The sequence below is a fragment of the Tyzzerella sp. An114 genome (assembly GCF_002161055.1).
GTDB classification, from domain to species: Bacteria; Bacillota; Clostridia; order Lachnospirales; family Anaerotignaceae; genus Fimicola; species Fimicola cottocaccae.
In genome coordinates, this window is sequence record NZ_NFLT01000005.1 from 139,111 (window position 1) to 161,898 (window position 22,788).

Annotated in this window: 19 protein-coding genes; 15 read left to right on the plus strand and 4 right to left on the minus strand. The window is 29.3% G+C overall.

Annotation, left to right across the window (positions count from 1 at the left end):
* Positions 1 to 11: 11 nt before the first annotated feature.
* Positions 12 to 737: a lysophospholipid acyltransferase family protein gene (locus B5E58_RS06385; protein ID WP_088108854.1), complete on the minus strand. Its 726-nt coding sequence runs from the start codon at positions 735 to 737 to the stop codon at positions 12 to 14.
* Between the two features lie 226 nt (positions 738 to 963).
* On the opposite strand from B5E58_RS06385, the gene metA reads away from it, so the two are divergent.
* The 3 genes from metA (at position 964) to yihA (ending at position 4,999) form a co-directional block, all read left to right on the plus strand.
* Positions 964 to 1,884 (plus strand): homoserine O-acetyltransferase MetA, encoded by a 921-nt coding sequence (metA, locus tag B5E58_RS06390; RefSeq protein WP_088108855.1) that lies wholly within the window; start codon positions 964 to 966, stop codon positions 1,882 to 1,884.
* A 188-nt stretch (positions 1,885 to 2,072) separates the two neighbouring features.
* Complete coding sequence (gene lon, locus B5E58_RS06395; protein WP_088108856.1) at positions 2,073 to 4,409, plus strand: endopeptidase La; 2,337 nt, start codon at positions 2,073 to 2,075, stop codon at positions 4,407 to 4,409.
* Positions 4,400 to 4,999, plus strand: a complete 600-nt coding sequence (gene yihA / locus B5E58_RS06400; RefSeq protein WP_088108857.1) for a ribosome biogenesis GTP-binding protein YihA/YsxC — start codon at positions 4,400 to 4,402, stop codon at positions 4,997 to 4,999. The genes lon and yihA overlap by 10 nt, the downstream gene beginning before the upstream one ends.
* Before the next feature lie 19 nt (positions 5,000 to 5,018).
* Here the strand turns inward: yihA and B5E58_RS06405 are convergent, their stop codons facing one another.
* Positions 5,019 to 5,849 carry a MerR family transcriptional regulator gene (locus B5E58_RS06405; RefSeq protein ID WP_088108858.1) on the minus strand — a complete coding sequence of 277 codons (831 nt, stop codon included), beginning with the start codon at positions 5,847 to 5,849 and terminating at the stop codon, positions 5,019 to 5,021.
* Between the two features lie 79 nt (positions 5,850 to 5,928).
* Here B5E58_RS06405 and B5E58_RS06410 point away from each other — a divergent pair, with 79 nt between their 5' ends.
* Entirely contained in the window at positions 5,929 to 7,257 is a 1,329-nt protein-coding gene (locus B5E58_RS06410; protein WP_088108859.1) for an MATE family efflux transporter, read from the plus strand.
* A gap of 29 nt (positions 7,258 to 7,286) precedes the next feature.
* On the opposite strand, the gene B5E58_RS06415 is transcribed toward B5E58_RS06410, so the two are convergent.
* Positions 7,287 to 9,500 carry a GGDEF domain-containing protein gene (locus B5E58_RS06415; protein WP_158097684.1) on the minus strand — a complete coding sequence of 738 codons (2,214 nt, stop codon included), beginning with the start codon at positions 9,498 to 9,500 and terminating at the stop codon, positions 7,287 to 7,289.
* Between the two features lie 133 nt (positions 9,501 to 9,633).
* Between B5E58_RS06415 and B5E58_RS06420 the strand changes: the two genes are divergently transcribed.
* The 8 genes from B5E58_RS06420 to B5E58_RS06455 all read left to right on the plus strand — a co-directional run bounded on the left by B5E58_RS06420 (position 9,634) and on the right by B5E58_RS06455 (position 20,205).
* Complete coding sequence (locus tag B5E58_RS06420) at positions 9,634 to 10,104, plus strand: DUF5721 family protein (protein WP_088108861.1); 471 nt, start codon at positions 9,634 to 9,636, stop codon at positions 10,102 to 10,104.
* An 82-nt stretch (positions 10,105 to 10,186) separates the two neighbouring features.
* Positions 10,187 to 12,151, plus strand: a complete 1,965-nt coding sequence (htpG, locus tag B5E58_RS06425; protein ID WP_088108862.1) for a molecular chaperone HtpG — start codon at positions 10,187 to 10,189, stop codon at positions 12,149 to 12,151.
* A gap of 102 nt (positions 12,152 to 12,253) precedes the next feature.
* On the plus strand, positions 12,254 to 13,534 hold the full coding sequence (locus B5E58_RS06430) for a hypothetical protein (protein WP_088108863.1): 1,281 nt from the start codon (positions 12,254 to 12,256) through the stop codon (positions 13,532 to 13,534).
* Between the two features lie 133 nt (positions 13,535 to 13,667).
* Positions 13,668 to 15,140, plus strand: a complete 1,473-nt coding sequence (locus B5E58_RS06435; RefSeq protein WP_088108864.1) for an MBOAT family O-acyltransferase — start codon at positions 13,668 to 13,670, stop codon at positions 15,138 to 15,140.
* The gene (locus B5E58_RS06440) at positions 15,109 to 16,137 is read left to right on the plus strand and encodes a hypothetical protein (protein ID WP_088108865.1); all 1,029 of its coding nucleotides are present in this window, start codon (positions 15,109 to 15,111) and stop codon (positions 16,135 to 16,137) included. Before B5E58_RS06435 ends, B5E58_RS06440 begins: the two co-directional genes overlap by 32 nt.
* 62 nt (positions 16,138 to 16,199) lie before the next feature.
* Positions 16,200 to 17,894 (plus strand): glutamine--tRNA ligase/YqeY domain fusion protein, encoded by a 1,695-nt coding sequence (locus B5E58_RS06445; RefSeq protein WP_088108866.1) that lies wholly within the window; start codon positions 16,200 to 16,202, stop codon positions 17,892 to 17,894.
* Between the two features lie 426 nt (positions 17,895 to 18,320).
* On the plus strand, positions 18,321 to 19,496 hold the full coding sequence (locus B5E58_RS06450; RefSeq protein ID WP_088108867.1) for a dicarboxylate/amino acid:cation symporter: 1,176 nt from the start codon (positions 18,321 to 18,323) through the stop codon (positions 19,494 to 19,496).
* Positions 19,497 to 19,656: 160 nt separating this feature from the next.
* Entirely contained in the window at positions 19,657 to 20,205 is a 549-nt protein-coding gene (locus B5E58_RS06455; RefSeq protein WP_088108868.1) for a DJ-1 family glyoxalase III, read from the plus strand.
* Here B5E58_RS06455 and B5E58_RS06460 read toward each other — a convergent pair.
* Positions 20,183 to 20,599 (minus strand): hypothetical protein, encoded by a 417-nt coding sequence (locus tag B5E58_RS06460; protein WP_088108869.1) that lies wholly within the window; start codon positions 20,597 to 20,599, stop codon positions 20,183 to 20,185. The genes B5E58_RS06455 and B5E58_RS06460 overlap by 23 nt on opposite strands.
* 111 nt (positions 20,600 to 20,710) lie before the next feature.
* Between B5E58_RS06460 and B5E58_RS06465 the strand changes: the two genes are divergently transcribed.
* The 3 genes from B5E58_RS06465 (at position 20,711) to spo0A (ending at position 22,764) form a co-directional block, all read left to right on the plus strand.
* Positions 20,711 to 21,232: a DUF6648 family protein gene (locus B5E58_RS06465; protein ID WP_088108870.1), complete on the plus strand. Its 522-nt coding sequence runs from the start codon at positions 20,711 to 20,713 to the stop codon at positions 21,230 to 21,232.
* 13 nt (positions 21,233 to 21,245) lie between these two features.
* On the plus strand, positions 21,246 to 21,701 hold the full coding sequence (locus tag B5E58_RS06470; RefSeq protein ID WP_088108871.1) for a CYTH domain-containing protein: 456 nt from the start codon (positions 21,246 to 21,248) through the stop codon (positions 21,699 to 21,701).
* A 271-nt stretch (positions 21,702 to 21,972) separates the two neighbouring features.
* Positions 21,973 to 22,764: a sporulation transcription factor Spo0A gene (gene spo0A / locus B5E58_RS06475; RefSeq protein ID WP_088108872.1), complete on the plus strand. Its 792-nt coding sequence runs from the start codon at positions 21,973 to 21,975 to the stop codon at positions 22,762 to 22,764.
* The last annotated feature ends 24 nt before the right edge of the window (positions 22,765 to 22,788 follow it).

A 22,788-nucleotide genomic window follows, 5' to 3' on the forward strand; every position in this document is an offset into this window, starting at 1 on the left:
ATTATCACCGTTTATTGTTTTGATTTTATAGGTTCTTCTATTATTGAGCGAACTTTTTCGGGAAGCTTTGAAAGTTCATCTTTTGAAAGGTCTGCTGTAAAAATAGGGTCATGGATATAAACATTAACATCAGCCGGTTTTATTATATAATTGTTTCCTTCCATAATTTTATATGAACCGTCTATTGTTACAGGTACAACAGTGACTTTAGGTTTTGTTGCTAGTTTGAAACTTCCAGCTTTAAATTCTCCCATTTTATCACACTTACTTCTTGTGCCTTCAGGGAAAACAACCATTGAGTAACCTTTTTTGAGAAGAGCTATTCCGTCGACTATTGTTTTTGCTGCTTTTTTAATATCTTTTCTATCCATAAAAACACAGTGTATATTTCTCATCCAATGGCTTAAAAGAGGAATATTTTCCATCTCGTTTTTTGCTACAAAACCAGCATTTTTATTTATCATGCCAAGAAATATTGCTATGTCAAAATCACTTTGATGATTGCTTATGAATAGAACATTTCTGTCTTGTGGAATTTTTTCATTCCCATAAACTGTTATATGAGCACCACTGTCTTTTATTCTTTTTAATGCCCATTCATTTGTTACTTTGTATGAAAATTCGTCAAAGGCTTCTTGACCTTCATTTTTAAGTATTTTGTCAGCTTTTTTAAGCTGTGGTGTTTTTAGTATAAGAGTTATGACAAATTTTGCATACCATATAATACTATGAAACATTAAAAAACCTCCTTTTGATAATGATTTTATCATTTTAAAATTTTTTTGGCAACTTTGTTCTTTTATGGTAAACTTATAATGAAAAGTTTTAAAATAACCTTAAAGCTATATACGGTTAAATTATAAATTTGATTGATTTTATGAACATATAATATACTTTGGAATATAGCTTTTAAAAAATTTTTATGATATAATAATTATTTATTAAATATGAGGAGTGATTTGATTGCCTATTAAAATAGCTGACGGACTTCCTGCACAAAAGGTTCTTGAAAATGAGCATATATTTGTTATGACTGAATATAGAGCCCTTCATCAGGATATACGTCCCCTTAAGATAATTATACTTAATCTTATGCCAACAAAAATTGCCACAGAAACACAGATTTTGAGATGTCTTTCAAATACACCTTTACAGATAGAGGTTGAACTTTTACAGACAAGTACATACACTTCAAAAAATACACCACAAGAACATCTTATAGATTTTTATAAAACTTTTGATGAAATAAAAGACCAAAAATATGACGGCATGATTATAACAGGAGCACCTGTTGAGAATATGGAGTTTGAAGAGGTTGAATACTGGGACGAGATTTGTGAGATTTTTGAATGGTCAAAAACTCATGTTCATTCTACATTCCATATATGTTGGGGTGCACAGGCGGGACTCTATTATCATTATGGAATACCAAAATATCAGCTTCCTGAAAAGATATTTGGAGTTTTTGAACATAAACTTTTAAATAGAAAATCAAGACTTTTTAGAGGATATGATGATACATTCTATGCACCACACTCAAGACATACTGAGGTTAAAGCTGAGGATATTGAAAAAGTTCCTGAACTTAAAATTATGGCTGTTTCAGATAAAGCGGGAGTTTATGTTGTTGGAAATGAAAGTGGAAGTCAGTTCTTTGTTACAGGTCATTCAGAGTATGATGTAGATACTCTTGCAACAGAGTATTACAGAGACCTTAATGCTGGAAAAAATCCTAATATACCTGAAAATTATTTTGAGGATGATAATCCGGAAAATGAGCCTGTATTAAAATGGCGTTCCCATGGCCAGCTTTTATATACAAACTGGCTTAACTATTTTGTTTACCAGACAACACCTTTTGATATAAAGAAGGTTAATGAATAAATCTATAAAAATCTGTCGTAAACATGTGTAACGACAGATTTTTTATGTAACGAATTGTGTTCTGTGTGAATAATGACGATTTATGTAATCAAATGTAGTTTAATCTTGTTACATAATATTTTTTAATGTATAATGACTTTACGTCTAAATATGGATTTTATAAAATAGATTTTAAAGAGGTGAATTTAATGGATAAATCAACAGAATTAATGCCTCTAATACCCTTAAGAGGGCTTACTGTTTTTCCTAATATGATTATAAGTTTTTCTGTTGGAAGACAGAAATCCCTTGATGCAATAGAAAAGGCTACTGGCGGAAATGAACTCGTTTTCCTTGCATCTCAGAAAGACCCTTCTGTGGATGCTCCGAAACGTGAAGATATATGCGACATAGGAACTGTTGCAAAGGTAAAACAAATACTAAGACTTCCGGGAAATGTGACTCATGTTATTGTAGAGGGTGTTATAAGAGGAAATCTTGTAAAAGTTATTGAAAATGAAGATTGTGACATAGCAGAAATTATAGAGATACCTCAAGACTCTGATGAAGAACCTGATGTGGATACTGTTGCCCTTATGAGAATGACTTCTGATGCTTTTGACGAGTACATAAAAATGGGCAATAGAATGCAAGCTGGAAATGAGGGTGTTGTAAATGTAATATCTGCAACAAAGCCTGGTCAAATGGCAGACATTATGGCTTCTGGAATTAATATAAATCAATCAGAAAGACAGACAATTCTTGAAATACTTGACCCTGTAAAAAGACTTGAAGCTGTTTTTGAGATACTTAACTCAGAACTTGAAATAGTGAGACTTAAAAAACAGCTTGAGGAAAAAGTAAAAGCGAATATAGATAAATCACAAAAGGAATACTATTTGAGAGAAGAACTTAAAGTTATACAGGAAGAATTGGGAGAGGACTCTGCTTCTGATATAGATAGATATAAAAAACTTCTTGCTGATAAAGATATTCCAGAAGACTCTAAAAAAGTTATTGAAAGAGAAATTTTAAAACTTGAAAGAGGTTCTCAATCATCACCAGATGCAAATGTTACAAGAAATTATCTTGATTGGGTTCTTGATATGCCTTGGGGTGAAAAGACAAAAGAGAAATTTGATATTAAAAAAGCACAGAAAATACTTGATGAAGACCATTATGGTCTTGAAAAAGTTAAGGAGAGAATACTTGAGTATCTTGCAGTAATTAAAAATGCTCCAAACTCAAATACTCCTATACTTTGTTTATATGGTCCTCCGGGAGTTGGTAAAACTTCAATAGCAAAATCTGTTGCCTCAGCTCTTAATAGAAAATATGTGAGAATGTCTTTAGGTGGAGTTAAAGACGAAAGTGAAATAAGAGGACACAGAAAAACATATATTGGAGCTATGCCGGGAAGAATTATAAAGGCTGTAAAACAAGCTGGAACAGATAACCCGCTTATACTTCTTGATGAGATTGATAAACTTAGTCAATCCTTTAATGGTGACCCTTCATCAGCTCTTTTGGAAGTTCTTGACGGTGAACAGAATAATACATTTAGAGACCATTACATGGAAGTTCCTTATGACCTTTCAGATGTGTTATTTATATGTACAGCAAACTCTCTTGACACAATAGCACCTGCTTTGCGTGATAGAATGGAAATACTTGAGCTTTCAGGTTATACATCTGAAGAAAAGAAAAATATATTTAAAAAACATCTCTATCCTAAACAGCTTAAAAAACATGGTCTCAAGAAAAGTAATATAAAAATTACAGAACCGGCTATTGATGAGATTATAGACGGTTATACAAGAGAGGCTGGAGTTCGTCAGCTTGAAAGAATTATGGGTAAACTTTGCAGAAAGACTGTGAAATCAATAGTTTCCGGTGATAAAAAATCTGTGACTGTAAATTTATCAAATATTGAAGAATTTTTAGGTAAAAAGAAAATAAAACATGATAAAATTTTTGATACTCCACAAGTAGGTATTGTAAGAGGTCTTGCTTGGACTCAATTTGGAGGAGATACTCTTTCTATTGAGGTTAATACAATGAAAGGCAGCGGAAAATTTGAGCTTACAGGAAATATGGGAGATGTTATGAAAGAGTCTGCAAAGGCTGCTATAAGCTATATACGTGCAAACTCTGATATGTTCAATGTAGATGAAAATTTCTACAAAGAAAAAGACATTCATATACATATTCCTGAAGGAGCTGTTCCAAAAGATGGACCTTCTGCCGGAATAACAATGGCGACAGCAATGATTTCTGCTCTTACAGGGGCAAAAATAAGAAATGATGTTGCTATGACAGGTGAAATAACAATAAGAGGACGTGTTCTTCCTATTGGAGGACTTAAAGAAAAAGTTCTTGCTGCTAAAAAAGCAGGAGTTAAAAAGATAGTTATTCCTTTTGACAATAAAGAGGATTTAGATGAAATTCCTGAAAATATAAAAGATGGAATTGATTTTGTTTTTGCCAAAGAAATGGAAGATGTTTTAAAAGCGGCTGTTTTAAAAGGAGAGAAAGTATGGAAGTAAATAACGCTTCATTGGCTGCTGTTGGTGTAAAACTTGAACAGTATCCAAAAGATGGAAAACCTGAAATTGCTTTTGCAGGAAAATCTAATGTTGGAAAATCATCACTTATAAATGGACTTCTCAACAGAAAATCTCTTGCCAGAACTAGCTCCAGTCCAGGAAAGACAAGAACAATAAATTTTTATGATGTTGAAAATACATTGTATTTTGTTGACCTTCCAGGATATGGCTATGCTAAAGCTCCTAAAACTGAGATACAGAAATGGGGTAAAATGATAGAAGATTATCTCTATCAGAGAGAGACTTTAAAAAGTATTGTTCTTTTAATAGATATACGTCACGAGCCTGGTGCAAATGATAAAATGATGTATGAATGGCTCAAACATTATGACTATGACATAATAGTAATTGCAACAAAGGCAGATAAAATTAAAAGAAGTCAGCTTCAAAAACACGTTTCTATTATAAGAAAGGCTCTTAATATGTCAGCTGATGAGAAAATAATTCCTTTCTCAAGCATGACAAAACAGGGTAAAGAGGAGATTTGGTCTGTTTTTGATAATATTATAGGTTATAAAAAAGATGAGTAAATAAAAAATCTTTTCAGGGTTATTCCTGAAAAGATTTTTTTGTTTTTACCATAATTTTAAATACAAAATCATCTTCGTTTTTTGTTGCAAAATAGTCTATTACATTTTCCTCGTATATTATATCTTCTGTCTCAATATTGTTTTTATCTATATATTCTAAAAGTTTATCATAGGAATTTTTTATATTATCGTATGAACCGAAATGATATTTTATTATATATTCTCCAGCAGGACGTTTTTTTAAATAGGGTTTTTCTTCTGAATTTAAAACGATAACAAAAATATCCATATATGAGTTATAATCCTTTTGTCTGATTGAAGAAAGACTTCTTGTAGCACCATAAGGATTATTTTGATATATTCCAAGTTCTATACATTCTTTGATTATTTCTGATGAATAAAATATAAAGTCAATATCTTCTAAAGACTCAACAGTCTTTGAAAATAATAAACAGCTTTCTTTTATAACCTCTCTAAAAACATCATTTTTATTATTTTTTGGTATGTTTATAAGCTCTCTGTTTCTTATTTCTATTGAATTTTTAAAACTTTTAATGTGATTTATTTTATTTTCAAGTACACTTATTCTATCTTCAAAAAGATTTATAAGCTTTTTGGGTGAACGATTGTCAATATACTCTTTTATTTCTTTTAATGACATTCCAAGATTTCTAAGCTCTGTTATTATAATAAATGTGTCATATTGCCATATAGAATAATATCTGTATCCATTATCTTTAATTATTTCAGGAGAAAAAACTCCTATATCATCATAGTGAAAAAGTGTATGTTTTGATACATTACATAATTTTGCAAATTCTCCTGTGGTTAAATATATATTTTCTGACATAAAAAATCCTTCCTTGACTATCGGGTTACACTATACTTTATAATACCATAACGGATAAAATAGTATCAAGGAGGATAGTATGAAAACAGATATTTCAAAAAAATTTACTTTTTTTCAGTTACTTATTTTTTCACTTCCTTCAATAATTATGATGATGTTTATGTCATTGTATACTATTGTTGACGGATTTTTTGTTTCAAGATTTGTTGGTACAGATGCACTTTCAGCTATTAATATAGCTTATCCAGCAATAAACATAATTATAGGTATAGGCGTAATGGCTTCAACAGGGGGAAGTGCTATTGTGTCTCTTAAAATGGGACAGGGTAAATTTGATGAGGCAAAAAGGGATTTTTCACTTATTGTAATATCAACAGTTATTGTCTGTATACTTATAAGTATTATATCAGTGACTTTTAGTGAAAAAATTGTTATATTTCTTGGTGCAGAGGGAAGTATTATAAATCTTGCATCTACTTATCTTAAAATATTAATGATTTTTGCTCCTGTAAGTGGATTACAACTTTTATTTCAATCATTTTTTGTTACAGCGGGAAAACCTACTCTTGGACTTATTTTGACAATAGTTGGAGGACTTTTTAATATGGTTTTTGACTATGTTTTAATAGTTCCTTTTGAAATGGGTATTAAGGGGGCAGCTTATGCCACAGTGACAAGTTATTTTATACCGGCTATTGGTGGAGTTATATTTTTTACTATCAATAAAAAAGGACTTTGTTTTACTAAAACACGATTTAAAAGTGATATTTTATTAAAAACATCGTCAAATGGTTCTTCTGAAATGGTGACAAATCTTTCAGGAAGTGTAATAACATTCCTTTTCAACATATATATGATGAAATATGCTGGAGCTGACGGTGTTGCTGCTATAACAGCAGCTATGTATGTTCAATTTCTTATGACAGCTTTTTTCTTAGGATTTTCAATAGGTGTTGCTCCTGTTATATCATATAATTATGGGGCTTTGGAAAAAACTTTCCTTAAAAATACTATAAAAAATTGTATGAAATTTACTGTGTTTGTTTCATGTATTATTTTTTTAATTGGTTTTATATTTTCAAATGAGATTTCAATTATATTCTTTAAAAAAGATACTAATGTTTATAATTTATCACAATATGGACTTAAAATTTTTGCAGTTTCATTTTTATTTTCGGGAATAAATATATTTTCATCAGCACTTTTTACAGCCTTAGGAAATGGCTTTGTTTCTGCTGTAATATCATTTTCAAGAACACTTCTTTTTACAATAGTTGGAATAATTATGCTTTCAATGATTTTTGAAATAATAGGACTATGGTGGGCGGTTCCTTTTGGTGAAATGATTACAGTTTTTGTAAGTATAATATTTATGAGACTTTTGAAAACAAGATATAATATTTTTTAAAAATAAAAAGCCTGAATTTTTCAGGCTTTTTATTTTAATATCTTTTTGTATTCTTCAAAATTTAAAGGTTTTGAAAAATAATATCCTTGTATATAATCACAATTATTATTTTTTAAGAACTCAAACTGTTCTTTTGTCTCAACACCTTCTGCAATTGTTTCCATACCGAGAGATTTTGCAATATTTATTGTATATAAAACTATATTATCCCCACGATTTGTTCCTATGTTTTTTATAAACATTTTGTCAAGTTTAAGTATATCAAAATCAAAAACTTGGATAGATGTTAAAGATGAATAACCTGTACCAAAATCATCTAAAAGAAGTTTAAAATCATATTTATGAAATTCTGATATTATTTCTTTTATTTTTTCTATATTTTGTGATGTGTCACTTTCGGTAATTTCAAATTGTATATACTTGTGTGGAAGACCTATTTTATCAATTTCATTTTTAAACTCTTTTACAATGTTTATATCATAGAGATATGCCTTTGATAAATTTATTGATACAGGAACTATATTATTTCCTTTATCAATCAAATCTTTCATCTGTTTACATGTTTTTATAAAAATTTTCCAATCTATTTGACGTATAAAACCATTTGTCTCGCATAAATGAATGAATTTATCAGGAGGTATTATTGTTCCGTCTTTTTTTCTCCATCTTATAAGAGCTTCAGAACCCATTAAATCCCCGTCAGTTGAATATTTTGGTTGATACCATGGTTCAAACTCATTGTTTTTTAAGGCTTCTTCAAGATTATCTTCTAATTCTTTTATTTCCAACATTTGTTTTCTTATACTGTCATTATAGAAGGCATAAAAAAGGTCGTTTCGTCCTTTTATTGTCATTTTAGCCATATTTGCATAGCTATACATTATTTCAAAAGGTATGTTGGGTTCTTTTATTTCATATATGCCTATTGAAAGTTTTATATATGACTTATTATGTTTTTCTGAAACTATTTGAATTTGTTTTTCTATATTTTCAAGTTTTTGTTTTATTTCTGATATGTCATTATATGTAAATATGGCAACAAATTCATCGGCATACCTGTGTGCTATTATATCATCAGAGTTTTTATATTTAATAAGAATTTTCCATAATATTTTTATTATTTTATTGCCTTCTTCTATACCAAACATTTCATTTACAAGTTTGAATTTATCAAGGTCAATAATAGCAAAAACAGCTTTGTTTTTATATTTTGGAATTAAAGTTTTTGCATCTTCTTCAAATTTTATATAACTGTCTCCTCCTGTTATATCATCTCTATAAAGTACACTAATTACTTTTTTATTATGTTTTAATATTAAAATTACTATTATAAATATACATATATAGAAAAGTAATATAATAGAAAATAAAAGAATATTTATATCATAAGAAATACTATTTGTTTTACTTGAAATAAATTCTAATGGTATAAATGAAATTATATACCAATCATTTATACCTAAAGGTTCATAATATATATATTTGAAATAATAGTTATCATTTGAAGATATATAAGAACCAGATTTATTATTTTTTATATCAGATTTAATTTTATCTAAAAAAGATTTAGCATCATTATTTATTTCTAAAGTTAAGTCAAAAATATTATTTTTGTTTATAAAATTACCTTTTGGAGGTGCAATCATAATTTCACCATCTGGAGAAATTATATATGAAAAATAAGATTTTTCATCTGAGTTTAATTTTATTGTTTTGTCCCAATAATCTGAGTTATAGGTAGCATATATATATCCTATACAATTTTGATTATTATCATATAAAGGTGCAGTATAAGCAGTATTTCGACCGTTTTTAGACATATATATGCCTATATTATATTTTTCCATCTCACTTTGTGCATATTCAAAGCTGTAACCAAAATTTTCGAGAGAATTTACAGTCCCATCTGATTTATAAAATTTACCATCAGGAGTAATAACTCCTATTTCATTAAAATCATAAATTCTTTTTAATGGCTCTAAAGTTTCGACAACATTGTAAATATCAATGTTGTCTTTTTTAGAAATTTCAAGGGCAGCACCTGTTATTATTTTTTCTGTATATTTTACTTCCTTATGCATTATTTCTATATTTTTTAATGAAGCATCTTCTAATGAATCAATAGATTGAGTGTCTATTTTTTTATTTATTGAGTTTGAATATATAAGGAGGGAAGAAGTTAGAGCAATGCTTAAAATCATTATAATTGTAATTATCTTTATGTATTTTAAATAATTTGACAATGATTTACCTCCTCGCATAAAATATATGAATAGAATTATTATACTATAATTATTACAATTAATAAATATTTTTATAAAACTATGTATTTTTTAATGAACAATATAGTTTTAAAAGTAATTTGGAGGGGAAAAAATGATATCTTTTTCAATAGAAAATACAAAAACTTTTATGGCAGGACTTTTGAAAAGTTCTATGTTTGATGATTTTGAAGTTAGAAGTTTTTTGGTTACAACATTTACAACTTTTGAAATACATTGTGATTATAACAGCAATTTTTTTACTGATGTAATAGAGGAAGAAAGAGAAAAAAGAAAAATATGTTTATGGAAAGATATTAAAAATTATGCTTTTGATATTATAAAGGGTGATAAACTTCCTAAAAGTATAAAAATTATATTTTGTGCCGATAGAGAGACTATGGATAGCATATATACAAATTCATCAGCTATGTTTATGAATGTTATTTTTGAAGAAGGTAAACTTAAAATTATAACAGGATTTTCTCCTAAAGAATTTACAATGGATAAAACAGGGGAATATGAGTGGGACAAGTATGTTAAAGAATTTTTACATAAAAATAAAATTATTAGCACTCAGGAGTGATGAGTGCTAAATTTTTCTTGACTTTTATTATACTGGTGCTAAAATATATTTTAGAAATATATTTAGCAAGGAGGAATACCTAATGGAAAAGGGTAATTTATCTATAAATAGTGAGAATTTTTTGCCTATTATTAAAAAATGGCTTTATACAGACAAAGACATATTTGTTCGTGAACTTGTTTCAAATGGCTGTGATGCTGTAACTAAACTTAAAAAACTTATGGGAATGGGTGAAGCTCCTTCTGTAAAAGATGACGAGAAATTCGCTGTAAATGTTGTACTTGATAAAGAGAATAAGACAATAAAAATTATTGATAACGGTATCGGTATGACTGCTGATGAAGTTAAAAAATATATAAATCAGATTGCTTTTTCCGGTGCAACAGATTTCTTATCAAAATATGAGGAGAAATCAGATGAAGAAAATGACATTATAGGTCATTTTGGTCTTGGTTTTTACAGTGCTTTCATGGTAGCTGAGAAAGTTGAAATTGATACATTAAGCTATATTGAAGGTTCAGAAGCTGCAAAATGGATTTGTGAAGGCGGCATAGATTATGAAATGGAGAAAGGCGAGAGAACAGAGAGAGGAACAACAATAACTCTCTATATAGGTGATGACGGAGAAGAATTCCTCAATGAAGGCACTCTCTATACAACACTTAAAAAATATTGTTCTTTTATGCCTGTACCTATATATATTGATACAATTTCAAATAAAGAAGATGAAAAAGAAGAAGAAAAATCAAATGTAATTCATGCAACTCCTGAGGAAGCTGAAAAAATAGCAGAGACAGGAAAAATTGAAGATGAGGAAGAAAAAGAGCCTGTTCCTCTCAATGATGTAAATCCTTTATGGCTTCGTCAGCCTAAAGAGTGTACAGATGAGGATTATAAAAAATTCTACCATGATGTATTTATGGATATGAATGACCCTCTTTTCTGGATACATCTTAATATGGACTATCCTTTCAGACTTAAAGGAATACTCTATTTCCCTAAAATAGTAAATGAAATGGACGCTATGGACGGACAGATTAAACTCTATTCAAATCAGGTTTATATTGCTGATAATATTAAAGAGGTTGTGCCTGAATTTTTACTTCTTCTTAAAGGTGTTATTGATTGTCCTGACCTTCCTCTTAACGTTTCAAGAAGTGCCCTTCAGAATGACGGTTATGCAGGAAAAATGTCTTCTTATATAACAAAGAAAGTTGCTGACAAACTTAATAGTATGTTCAAAAATGAGAGAAAAGAGACTTATGAAAAATTCTGGGATGATATATCAGTATTTATAAAATATGGCTGTATGCGTGAAGAAAAACTTTATGATAAAATAAAAGACTCTCTCTTATTTAAGACTACTGACGATATATATGTTACTTTAAATGAGTATCTTGAGGAGTGTAAAGATAAACATGAAAATAAAATGTTCTACTTTACAGATAAAAATCAGCAGATACAGTATATAAATTTATTTAAAGAAAATGACCTTGTGGCAGTTGATTTATCAACAGCAATAGATAAACCTTTTGTGTCATTCCTTGAGTATAAAAATAATGGAATAAAACTTCAGAGAATTGATGCTGATATATCTGACGTTCTTAAAAATGATGAAGTTACAAGTGATGAGCTTAATACAGAAGTTCAGAACCTTTTTAGAGGAATACTTGGAAAAGAAAAACTTAATGTAAAAATGGAAGGTCTTAAGGCTGAAAATGTTTCTGCTATGATACTTTTATCTGAGGAGTCAAGAAGAATACAGGAAATGAAAGAAGCTTATGCAAAAGATGAAATGATGAGCAAAATGTTTGGAAATATAGAGGCTGAGGAGACTCTTGTTCTCAATAGTTCAAACAAACTTATAAAACTTCTTGTAAATCTTAAAGGTAGAGAGGACAGAAAAGAAGATACAGAGCTTGTTGCAAAACAGATTTATGACCTTGCACTTATGGGACATAAAACACTTTCACCGGAGGAAATGACAGCATTTATTGATAGAAGTAATAAAATACTTGAAAAACTTGTTGAGTTTGAAAATAAATAATATAATAAATAAAAAAGAGACTTCTGAATAATTTCAGAAGTCTTTTTTTTGTAATATTAAATATTTGAAAGCATATAAATTTAAAAAAGGAGTTGGTTTTATATGCTTTCAAGAAATATGTTTTTTTTGAGAGGGGATTTTGATAATAGTAGTCTGTTGTGTATATATAAAGAAAATAATATTGTAAAAATAAAAGAAGGTGAAAGTGATAATGTATGTATATATGACACAGACACGATTTTTAACTGTACAACCGATAAAAATGGAAACATTTATATACTTACAAAAAGTAGTGAAGGAAATATTATTCTTTCTAGGAGAAAAAATAGTATTTGGGAAAGTAGTATTGTTTTTAAAAAGAATAAAAGCATTGAAAATTCATTTTTCTATTTTGAGATTGTAAAAAATATTCCTGTAATGCTTTATACTGTGGCACATAATGAAAAGGGACGAGCTATGTTACTTTATACTTGTATGGATAATGGAAAATGGACTGAACCTGTATTTATAGATGAAATTATAGTACATAGCAATATAAAATTTAATGTGGCATATATTGAAGAAAACCATAATATGATTTTTTATAAAACACCTGAAGGAAGTATTAAGGGTAGAGAAGTTATAATGTATCCTTTTAATATGGGAAATCCTGTGGAGTATATAAAAAATGGAAATTATGTTACAGATATATCTGTTTTTGCTGATAATGACAGAGTTCATATATCATATATTTCAGCAGTAAGAGGAAGAATGGGAGTATATTATAAATATAAGAATGATGCAGTGTCATCAGCTAAAACTTTGTGGGAAGGAAGATTTGCTGATGATGTTATATTGTATAAAAAAGATGATACTGTTTATACTATGTGGCAAACGGGTAAGGGGATTTTTAGAGTAAATCCTGAAGGTATAGGATTTTCAGGAATACAAAGAGTTTACCCTTACGGGCAAGATATTGTTAAATGTAGATATAGAAAACAGTATAAAAAAGGCTGTATACGTTCAAATGAGTGTTATGGATTAATTTCAAAAAAGGGAAGTATTCCTGTATACTCAAAGGAGGATACAGATGTTTTTGTTGAAAAGGAGACTGAAAAAATGATTGAAGCCACAGAAAAAAGAAAAAATACAGATGAAATTAATATGCTTATAAATAAAAATGAGGATAATGAGAGAAAAATATTTGAGCTTACAATGGAAATTGATAAAATACAGAAAAAATATTCAATGCTTTTTTCAGAGTGTGAAAAAGAGAAAAATATAATAAACAAAAAACTTTGTGAATATATGGAAAGAGAAAAGAAATATGTAAATGATATTACAATACTTGAGAAAGAAAACTATCAACTTAATAATATTATAGAAGATATAATTTATAAATAAAATTTATAACAAAAACAGCTGTCTTAAAAGATGGCTGTTTTTTTTAATTTATCAAATAAATACTTTTGACTATTTTGAATGTTTATTGTATCATCAAATATAAAGATTTTTTAGATTTTTAAAGAGGTGTGTTATGCTTTTTAATTCATTTCAATTTTTGGTTTTTTTTATTGTGGTTTCAATAACATACTTTTTGATACCCCATAGACTGAGATGGATACTTCTTTTGGCATCAAGTTATATATTTTATATGGCTTGGAGTCCTGTACTTATAATTCTTCTTGTGTTTTCAACATTTATAAATTATGTTGCAGCCATAAGGATTTATGGTGCAGAGAGGAAAAATAATCAAAGTCTAAAAAAACGATATCTTATGATATGCCTTTTTATAAACTTTGGACTTTTATTTATATTTAAGTATCTTATGTTTATAAATGAAACTATTATGGGTATATTCTTAAGTATGGGTATAGGATACCCTATTCCGGAGTTTAATATAGTTCTTCCTATGGGTATATCATTTTATACCTTTCAGGCTTCAGCCTACACAATAGATGTTTACAGAGGTAAAATAAAGCCTTTGAAACATTATGGAAAGTTTTCTTTGTTTATTTCATTCTTTCCACAGCTTGTGGCAGGGCCTATTGAGAGAAGTCAAAATCTTATTCCTCAGTTTTTTAAAAGACATTATCCCGATTTTGAGAGAACTATAATGGGATTAAAAATAATGCTTTGGGGATATTTTAAAAAAGTTGTTATTGCCGATAGGGCAGCTATTGCTGTAAATACAATTTTTAATTCCTGTGAAAGTTACAGTGGACTTTATTATGTAATAGCCCTTATACTTTTTACATTTCAAATTTACTGTGACTTTAGTGGATATTCTGATATTGCCATTGGTTCAGCCAAAATTATGGGCTTTAACCTTATGAGAAACTTTGACAGACCATTTTTCTCAACAAGAATAAAAGAGTTTTGGAGAAATTGGCATATATCCCTTTCAACATGGTTTACCGACTATGTGTATATTCCTCTTGGAGGAAACAGAGTAAGTAAAATTAAGCATTACAGAAACTTAATAGTTACTTTTCTTTTGAGTGGTTTGTGGCATGGTTCAGCTTGGACATTTGTAATATGGGGAGGACTTCATGGTTTATATCTTGTTGTTGGGGAGATTACACTTCCTTTTAGAACTAGAGTAAAAGAGTTTCTCCACATACAAAATAGTGTTGTAATGAAATTTTTTGAAATTATTATAACATTTGCTCTTGTTGCCTATGCTTTTATATTCTTTAGAGCAAATAGTTTTCAAGATGCTATTTATATTATAAATCATATTTTATGGGATTTCAGAATGTGGCTTGAACCTCAATACTTATATGAGGTTTTCACAAATATGGGACTTAATATTTATGAACTTATTGTTGTTTCATCAGCAATAATTATAATGCTTTTTGCAGAAGCTGTTTTTGGACGAGATATGCATATTAATATATTAAAAAAACCAGCTGTTGTTGAAGTTTTATTTTATTCACTTATAGCGGTTTTTGTATTGACTGCGGGGGTTTATTATAATGCAGGAGAATTCATTTATTTCCAATTTTAAAACAGTCATAAAACTTGTTGTATTTTTAGTTATAGTTATTTTTGCCTTTAATAAAGCCGGTGCAAAATATAAAGAGGCGGCAGATAAAAATGTTGTAAATGCCTTTACACAACAGAGATACAGTGAGTTTTATAATCAAGAACCAAATTCAATAGATATGGTTTATATAGGTTCATCACATTCATATTGTACTTTTGACCCTGAAATTATAGACTCTATACTTAAAACATCAAGCTGGCAAATGGGAACACCTTTACAGCACTATGACACAAGTTATTATGTTTTGAGAGAGGTTTTAAATCATCAAAAGCCTAAAAAAGTTGTTCTTGAGATTTATTGGGATATTTTAAAAGATGAATTTGAAATGAAACAAGCAAATTCATTTTTTGAAGTTTTAAAAAATCAAGAGCTTAAAGACGAGTATATAAATAAGGTTTTTCCTATTAATGAAAGAATAAAATACAGTCTTTTTCCTATAAGATATCAACAGGATTATTTTGCTTATGAGGCTAATGAAATTCAAAATGATTTAGAGGAAAAATATGGTGTTCATAAAAAGGCTTTACCTGAAGTTGAGGGTACAGAGTATTACAGAAGTAGAGGCTATACTTATTGTGATATTATTATGCCTGAAAATGAATATGATGAGACTAACCAGTTTAAAGGATTTGACGGTGAGGACTGGGAGTTTAACAGAACACAGAAAAAATATATTGAAAAAATAATAGAACTTTGTAAAAATGAAGGTATAGAGCTTTATTTTGTTACAGCTCCAGTGGCTAATGTTTCTATGGAATACATAGAAAATTATGATATTGTCCATAATACTGTTGCAGAATTTGCTAAAGAGAATAATATACCTTATATAGATTATAATATTGTAAATAAAGAAGAAAATCTTTTGACTAATGAAAATTTCAGAGATGATGCACATCTTAACCATAGTGGTGTTCAAATTGTTGACAAACATTTTGCTCAATGGTTAATGAATAATTGACATTATATTGTATTTATAATATTATTTATTTCAGATAATTAAGTTTTTTGGGAGGAAGTTTTATGTCTGAAGAAAACAAAAATGAAGTTTCAAAAGAATCTGAACTTGGCGGAACAGGGAACTTCATACATAGTTATATAACAAATGACTTAGGAAGTGAAGGTCTTTGCAAACTTAATACACGTTTCCCACCTGAACCTAATGGATATCTCCATATAGGTCATGCAAAATCAATATGCCTTAATTTTGGTCTTGCAAAATATTATGGTGGAAAATGTAATCTTCGTTTTGATGATACAAACCCAACAAAAGAAGATGTTGAGTATGTTGACTCAATAGAAGAAGATGTAAAATGGCTTGGATTTGACTGGGAAGACAGACTTTATTTTGCATCAGAATATTTTGATAAATTTTATGAATATGCTGTAAAACTTATAAAAGATGGTAAAGCCTTTGTATGTGACCTTACATCTGAGGAGATGAGACAGTATAGAGGAACTTTAAGCACTCCGGGAAAAGAAAGCCCATACAGAAATAGAAGTGTTGAAGAAAACCTTGACCTTTTTGAGAGAATGAAAAATGGAGAATTTCCAGATGGTTCAAAAACTCTCAGAGCTAAAATTGATATGTCAAGTCCTAATATAAATATGCGTGACCCTGTAATATACAGAATTGCACATTCACACCACCACAGAACAGGTGACAAATGGTGTATATATCCAATGTATGACTTCGCTCACCCTCTTGAGGACGCCATAGAAGGTATAACACATTCTATATGTACAATGGAATTTGAAGACCACAGACCATTATATGATTGGGTTATTGAAAATGTTGGTGGATTTGATGTTATTCCAAGACAGATTGAATTTGCAAGACTTAATCTTACAAATACAGTTATGAGTAAGAGAAAACTTAGAGCTTTAGTTGAAGAAGGTCTTGTTGATGGTTGGGATGACCCAAGAATGCCTACTATAAGCGGTCTCAGAAGAAGGGGTGTTACACCTGAAGCTATAAGAGATTTCTGTGAGAGAATAGGTGTATCAAAAGCAAATAGTAAAGTTGACAGCGGTCTCCTTGATTATTGTATAAGAGATGACCTTAAAGCTAAAACAAAGGTTGTTATGGCAGTTTTAAGACCATTAAAACTTGTTATAACAAACTATCCAGAAGGTCAGATTGAATATATGGAGCTTGAAAATAATCCTGAAAATGAAAGCCTTGGAAAACGTACTGTTCCTTTCTCAAGAGAGCTTTACATTGAACAGGACGACTTTATGGAAGTTCCAGCAAAGAAATATTTCCGTCTTGCCCCAGGAAAAGAAGTTCGTCTTAAAGGTGTATATTTTGTTACTTGTACAGATTTTGTTAAAGACGAAAATGGAAATATTACAGAGGTTCATTGCACATATGACCCTGAAACAAAAAGTGGTTCAGGTTTCGATGGAAGAAAAGTAAAAGGTACACTTCATTGGGTTAACGCTGATACAGCTGTAAAAGCTGATGTAAGACTTTATGCACCTATGATGCTTGATAATCCAGATGACCCTAACGGTGATATGATTATGAACCCAGATTCAATAGAAGTTTTAAAAGATTGCTATATTGAGCCTTCTGTAAAAGATGCTAAACCAGGAGATAAATTCCAGTTTATGAGAAATGGTTATTTCTGTGTTGATACAAAGGACACAACAGATGACAAATTGGTATTTAACAGAATTGTATCCCTTAAGAGCAATTATAAACCTTCAAAATAATTTAAAAGAGCTTTGAAAATTTAAAAGTCCAAAACAGTAAATAAGGTTAGTTTTGGGCTTTTTTTATTGAATTTTTTAATTTTGTTAATATATTTTATTAATTAGTATGTGAAATATGCTGTATTTGTCAATAAAAACAATATATAATTATGCATAATATATAAATTAGTCTTTTTTTAATTTCATTTTATGTAAAATAAGTGTGGTTTTAACAAAAAAAGTCTTTTTTTAAAAATTTTATTAAATTTTTAGAGTTAAACGTTAACGAAAATCATTCTAGCCTATTGATATTATGTATTAATTATAATACTATGTATTTGTTGGTAGTACAAAAATAATGCCTTGTCTTTGAGAGGTGGACAAAAGTGCTTTTAAACTGCCATCATATATAATTTATTATTATATTATTTTTTCTAGGAGGTTATTATGAAAAAAATAGGTTTACTGCCACGTTTGATTATCGCAATTATTCTCGGTATCATATTCGGTTCTTTTATGCCAGAGTGGTTCATAAGAGCCTTTGCAACATTTAATGGAATATTTGGTAATTTCCTTAACTTTGCAATTCCTCTTATAATTATCGGATTTGTTGTTCCTGGTATTGGTGACCTTGGTGCAGGAGCTGGAAAAATACTTGCTCTTACAGCCGGAGTTGCTTATCTCTCAACAGTAATAGCTGGTTCTCTTGCATATTTTGTAGACATAACAATATTCCCAACTTTCCTCAAAGAGGGTGCTCTTGTTATGGATGCTGCAAACCCAGAACATCAGCTTCTTACAGGATACATAACAATTGATATGCCACCTATTATGGAAGTTATGACAGCTCTTATATTCTCATTCCTTATGGGACTTGGTATAGCTGTTATAAAAGGAACAGTTATTAAAAATGCTTTTAATGAGCTTCAGGAAATTATATCAAAATTAATTTCAAACGTTATTATTCCTTTATTACCTTTCCATGTTTGCGGTATATTCTCAAACATGACAAAAGCAGGTACAGTATTCCAGATATTAAGTGTATTTGCAAGAGTATTCTTAATAATAATTATACTTCACATTATAATTATAGTAGTACAGTACACAATAGCTGGTGTTACAGCAGGTAAAAATCCTTTCAAACTTATAAGAAATATGATACCTGCCTATATGACAGCCGTAGGAACACAGTCTTCTGCTGCAACAATACCTATTACTCTTGGTCAGACAAAGAAAAATGGCGTTAGAGAACAGGTTGCTGATTTCGTAGTACCTCTTTGTGCTACAATACATCTCTCAGGTTCAACAATAACACTTACAAGCTGTGCTTTAGCAATAATGATGATGAATGGTATGGATTATAGCTTTGGAAATATATTCCCATTCATACTTATGCTTGGTGTTACAATGGTAGCTGCTCCTGGTGTACCTGGTGGTGCTGTTATGGCTGCTCTTGGTATACTTCAGTCTATGCTTGGTTTTGATGAGACTCTCACAGCTCTTATGATTGCTCTTTACCTTGCACAGGATAGTTTTGGAACAGCTTGTAACGTAACTGGTGACGGTGCTATTGCAATATTTGTTGATAAAGTTACAGCAGGTTGGAAAAAAGCTAATAAATAATTAATTTTAAAATTTTAAAGCCGTTCATAAAGAACGGCTTTTTTTATAAATTGTAATTAAAATATATGAATATATATAATCTTTTCATAAATGTTTTTTTGTTATATAATATAATAGTTTTAATGTTTCAGGCTTTTCTAAGTAAGAAGGGAGAATTTTTATGAGCAAAAAAGTATTTGTTTTTTTGGCAGAAGGATTTGAGGAGATAGAAGCTCTCACTCCTGTTGACCTTTTAAGACGTGCTGGTATTGTATGTACTACTGTTTCAATAGGCGATAGCCTTGAGGTTATAGGTTCACATGGTATAAAAGTTGTTGCAGACAGATTTTTTGATGAAGCTGAATGTATGAAAGGTGATGCGGTTATACTTCCAGGAGGTATGCCTGGTACAATAAACCTTTCAAAACATTATGGTGTAAAAAATGTAGTTATAGACTATAATAAGAGAAATAAACTTATAGCTTCAATATGTGCTGCACCTACAATATTAGGTGAAATGGGACTTCTTGAGGGACTTAAATCAACTTGCTATCCAGGAATGGAAAACAAACTTTATGGTTCTGATGTTATAGATGAAGTTTATGTAAAAGACGGAAATTTCCTTACATCAAAAGGTGTAGGTACAGCCATTGATTTTGCTCTCAAAATAATAGAAATTTTGGAAGATGATAATCTTAAAGAAAATATCAAGACTCAGATTGTATACTGATTTCACCGAGAATATTTTTGATAGTTCTATCATCAAAAGAGTAACAGTTTAGCTTTTTACAGGCTCTGTAAACTTCTGATATATCTATATCATAAATATATGATATATTTTCTGGTGAATATTCGGTTTTCAATCCACAGTTCAATTTGCGTGAAAATAGGCGGCAGATTTTACTGCTGCCTTTTATCATTATTGTAAAAAAATCTGATATATTTATTGATGTTATATCATAAACATACATTATATGTAAAAGCTCATCTTTTGAAATATCTAAAATAGAAGCAGTATTATCTATATTAAAGGGTTGTTCTTCTGTTTTAAGATAAATATCTATTTCTTTTAATTTTGGTGATATATTTGAATTATATTCTTTTAGCATTGTACTAGTGCTCATTATTATTTTTGCTCCTTCTTTTTTTAAAAATATTATACTTATGATTAAATAAATTTTCTATCTGTAATATATGGATATATATTTTAACAAGTCAGGCTGGTGGATTTTTATATGAATGCGATACAAAAATATTTTAAATATAGACAGAGTCTTATTGACCAGTATAAAAAAGGGGATATGACAAAAAGAGAATATCTTAAAATGAATTATGATGAAGTTATGAATAATGACATAAGACCTTTTAAAAATATAGATACTGTTGAAAAAGCTTTATATAACTATCAATATTATAATGCCCTTGCAAAGCAAATGAAATCAATTAGCACTGAAAGAGGCATGGATTTTGAACTTAAAAATGATTATAGAGAGAAATCAGATTACTATTATTACAAAAAAGATAAAGCTACAATGAAAGTGTTAAATATGCTTGATTATAGAAATATGGAAGCATATTTTGTAAAGGTACGTTCAAAATATTTAAAAGGAAAGCTTTTTGAGATAGTTATACCTGACCATGATGTTATACTCCACTCTACAAATACTCTCATATTAAAAAATCTTAGAGATGAGGGAGTATTTACTGAGGGAAGCAGAATATCTCTTATAGATGAATATATAAATCATAGATACTAGGGAGGAATTTTGAATGGAAATAGAAAGAAAATTTACTGTTAAAAAAATTCCTGATAATTTGGAAAATTTTGAATGTATAAATATGGAACAATGTTATATATCAACAAGTCCCACAATACGTTTAAGACGTGAAAATGATAATTTTGTTTTGACAGTAAAGGGAAGTGGTCTTGTTTCAAGAGAGGAATTTGAACTTTTGATAACAAAAGAACAGTATGAAAAACTTTTGAATAAAAGAGAAACACCTTTTGTTAAAAAGAAAAGATATAAAATACCTATTAAAAATGGACTTGTAGCGGAGCTTGATATATATGAAGGAGAGCTTTTAGGTCTTTTAACAGTTGAAGTTGAGTTTGAAAGTGAAAAAGAAGCTATTGAATTTATTCCTCCTGAATGGTTTGATAAAGATGTGACTATGGACGGAAGATATAAAAATACAAGTTTATCATTATATGGAATACCAAAATAAAAGCCTTTTATAAGGCTTTTTTGTTGTCAAAAAATAAATATTACAAAAAATTCCAATTTAATATAATAAATATTATATTACAACCATGATAAAATAATAAAAATGGTAAAAAGTGTAAAAAACAAAAATAAACAGTAATTTTATGGTATTTCTATTATATTGCAAAACATATTTTTATAACTTATAATAATCCTTGTAGTAAATATTTTCCAATTTTACAATATAAATGTAAAATGATGTTTAATATAATATATATACTGGAGGGATTATTTTGAATAATGGAAAAATAAAGGTTCTTTTAGCTGATGATAACAAGGACTTTTGCGACATTGTAAGTAATTATATCAATAAACAAGAAGATATGGAAGTTTGTAAAACTGTATATGATGGCATAGAAGCTTTTAATAAAATACAAGAACTTAAACCTGATATAGCCATTATAGATGGAATTATGCCTCGTCTTGATGGACTTGGAGTTTTGGAAAAATTGCAAAAACAGGGAGCCAATATGCCTGTTTGTATCATTATTTCAGCTATAAGTCAAGAAAAAATAACCCAAAGAGCCGTTGAATTGGGTGCATCTTATTATATTGTAAAACCTTTTGATATGGAATCACTTTGTAGAAGAATACGTCAGCTTATGAGTGAAAAACCTGTTATAAAACCTTCTGTTTCATACAATGGCATAAAAATGACAGGAAATACTCAATATGACCTTGAAACAAAAGTTACTAATATTTTACATGAAATAGGAGTTCCTGCACATATAAGAGGTTATCACTATATGAGAGAAGCAATAATAATGAGTGTTAACGATATGGACGTACTTAACTATATAACAAAGGAACTTTACCCTTCAATAGCTAAAAAGTGTAATACAACACCTTCTCGTGTTGAAAGAGCAATACGCCATGCCATAGAGGTTGCATGGAGTAGAGGAAAAATTGATGCCATAGATGCTCTTTTTGGATATACAATAGATAATCACAAAGGAAAACCTACAAATAGTGAGTTTATCGCTCTCATAGCTGATATGCTTAGACTTGAGCAGAAAGCAGTTTGATATTTAATAATAGACGGATATAAA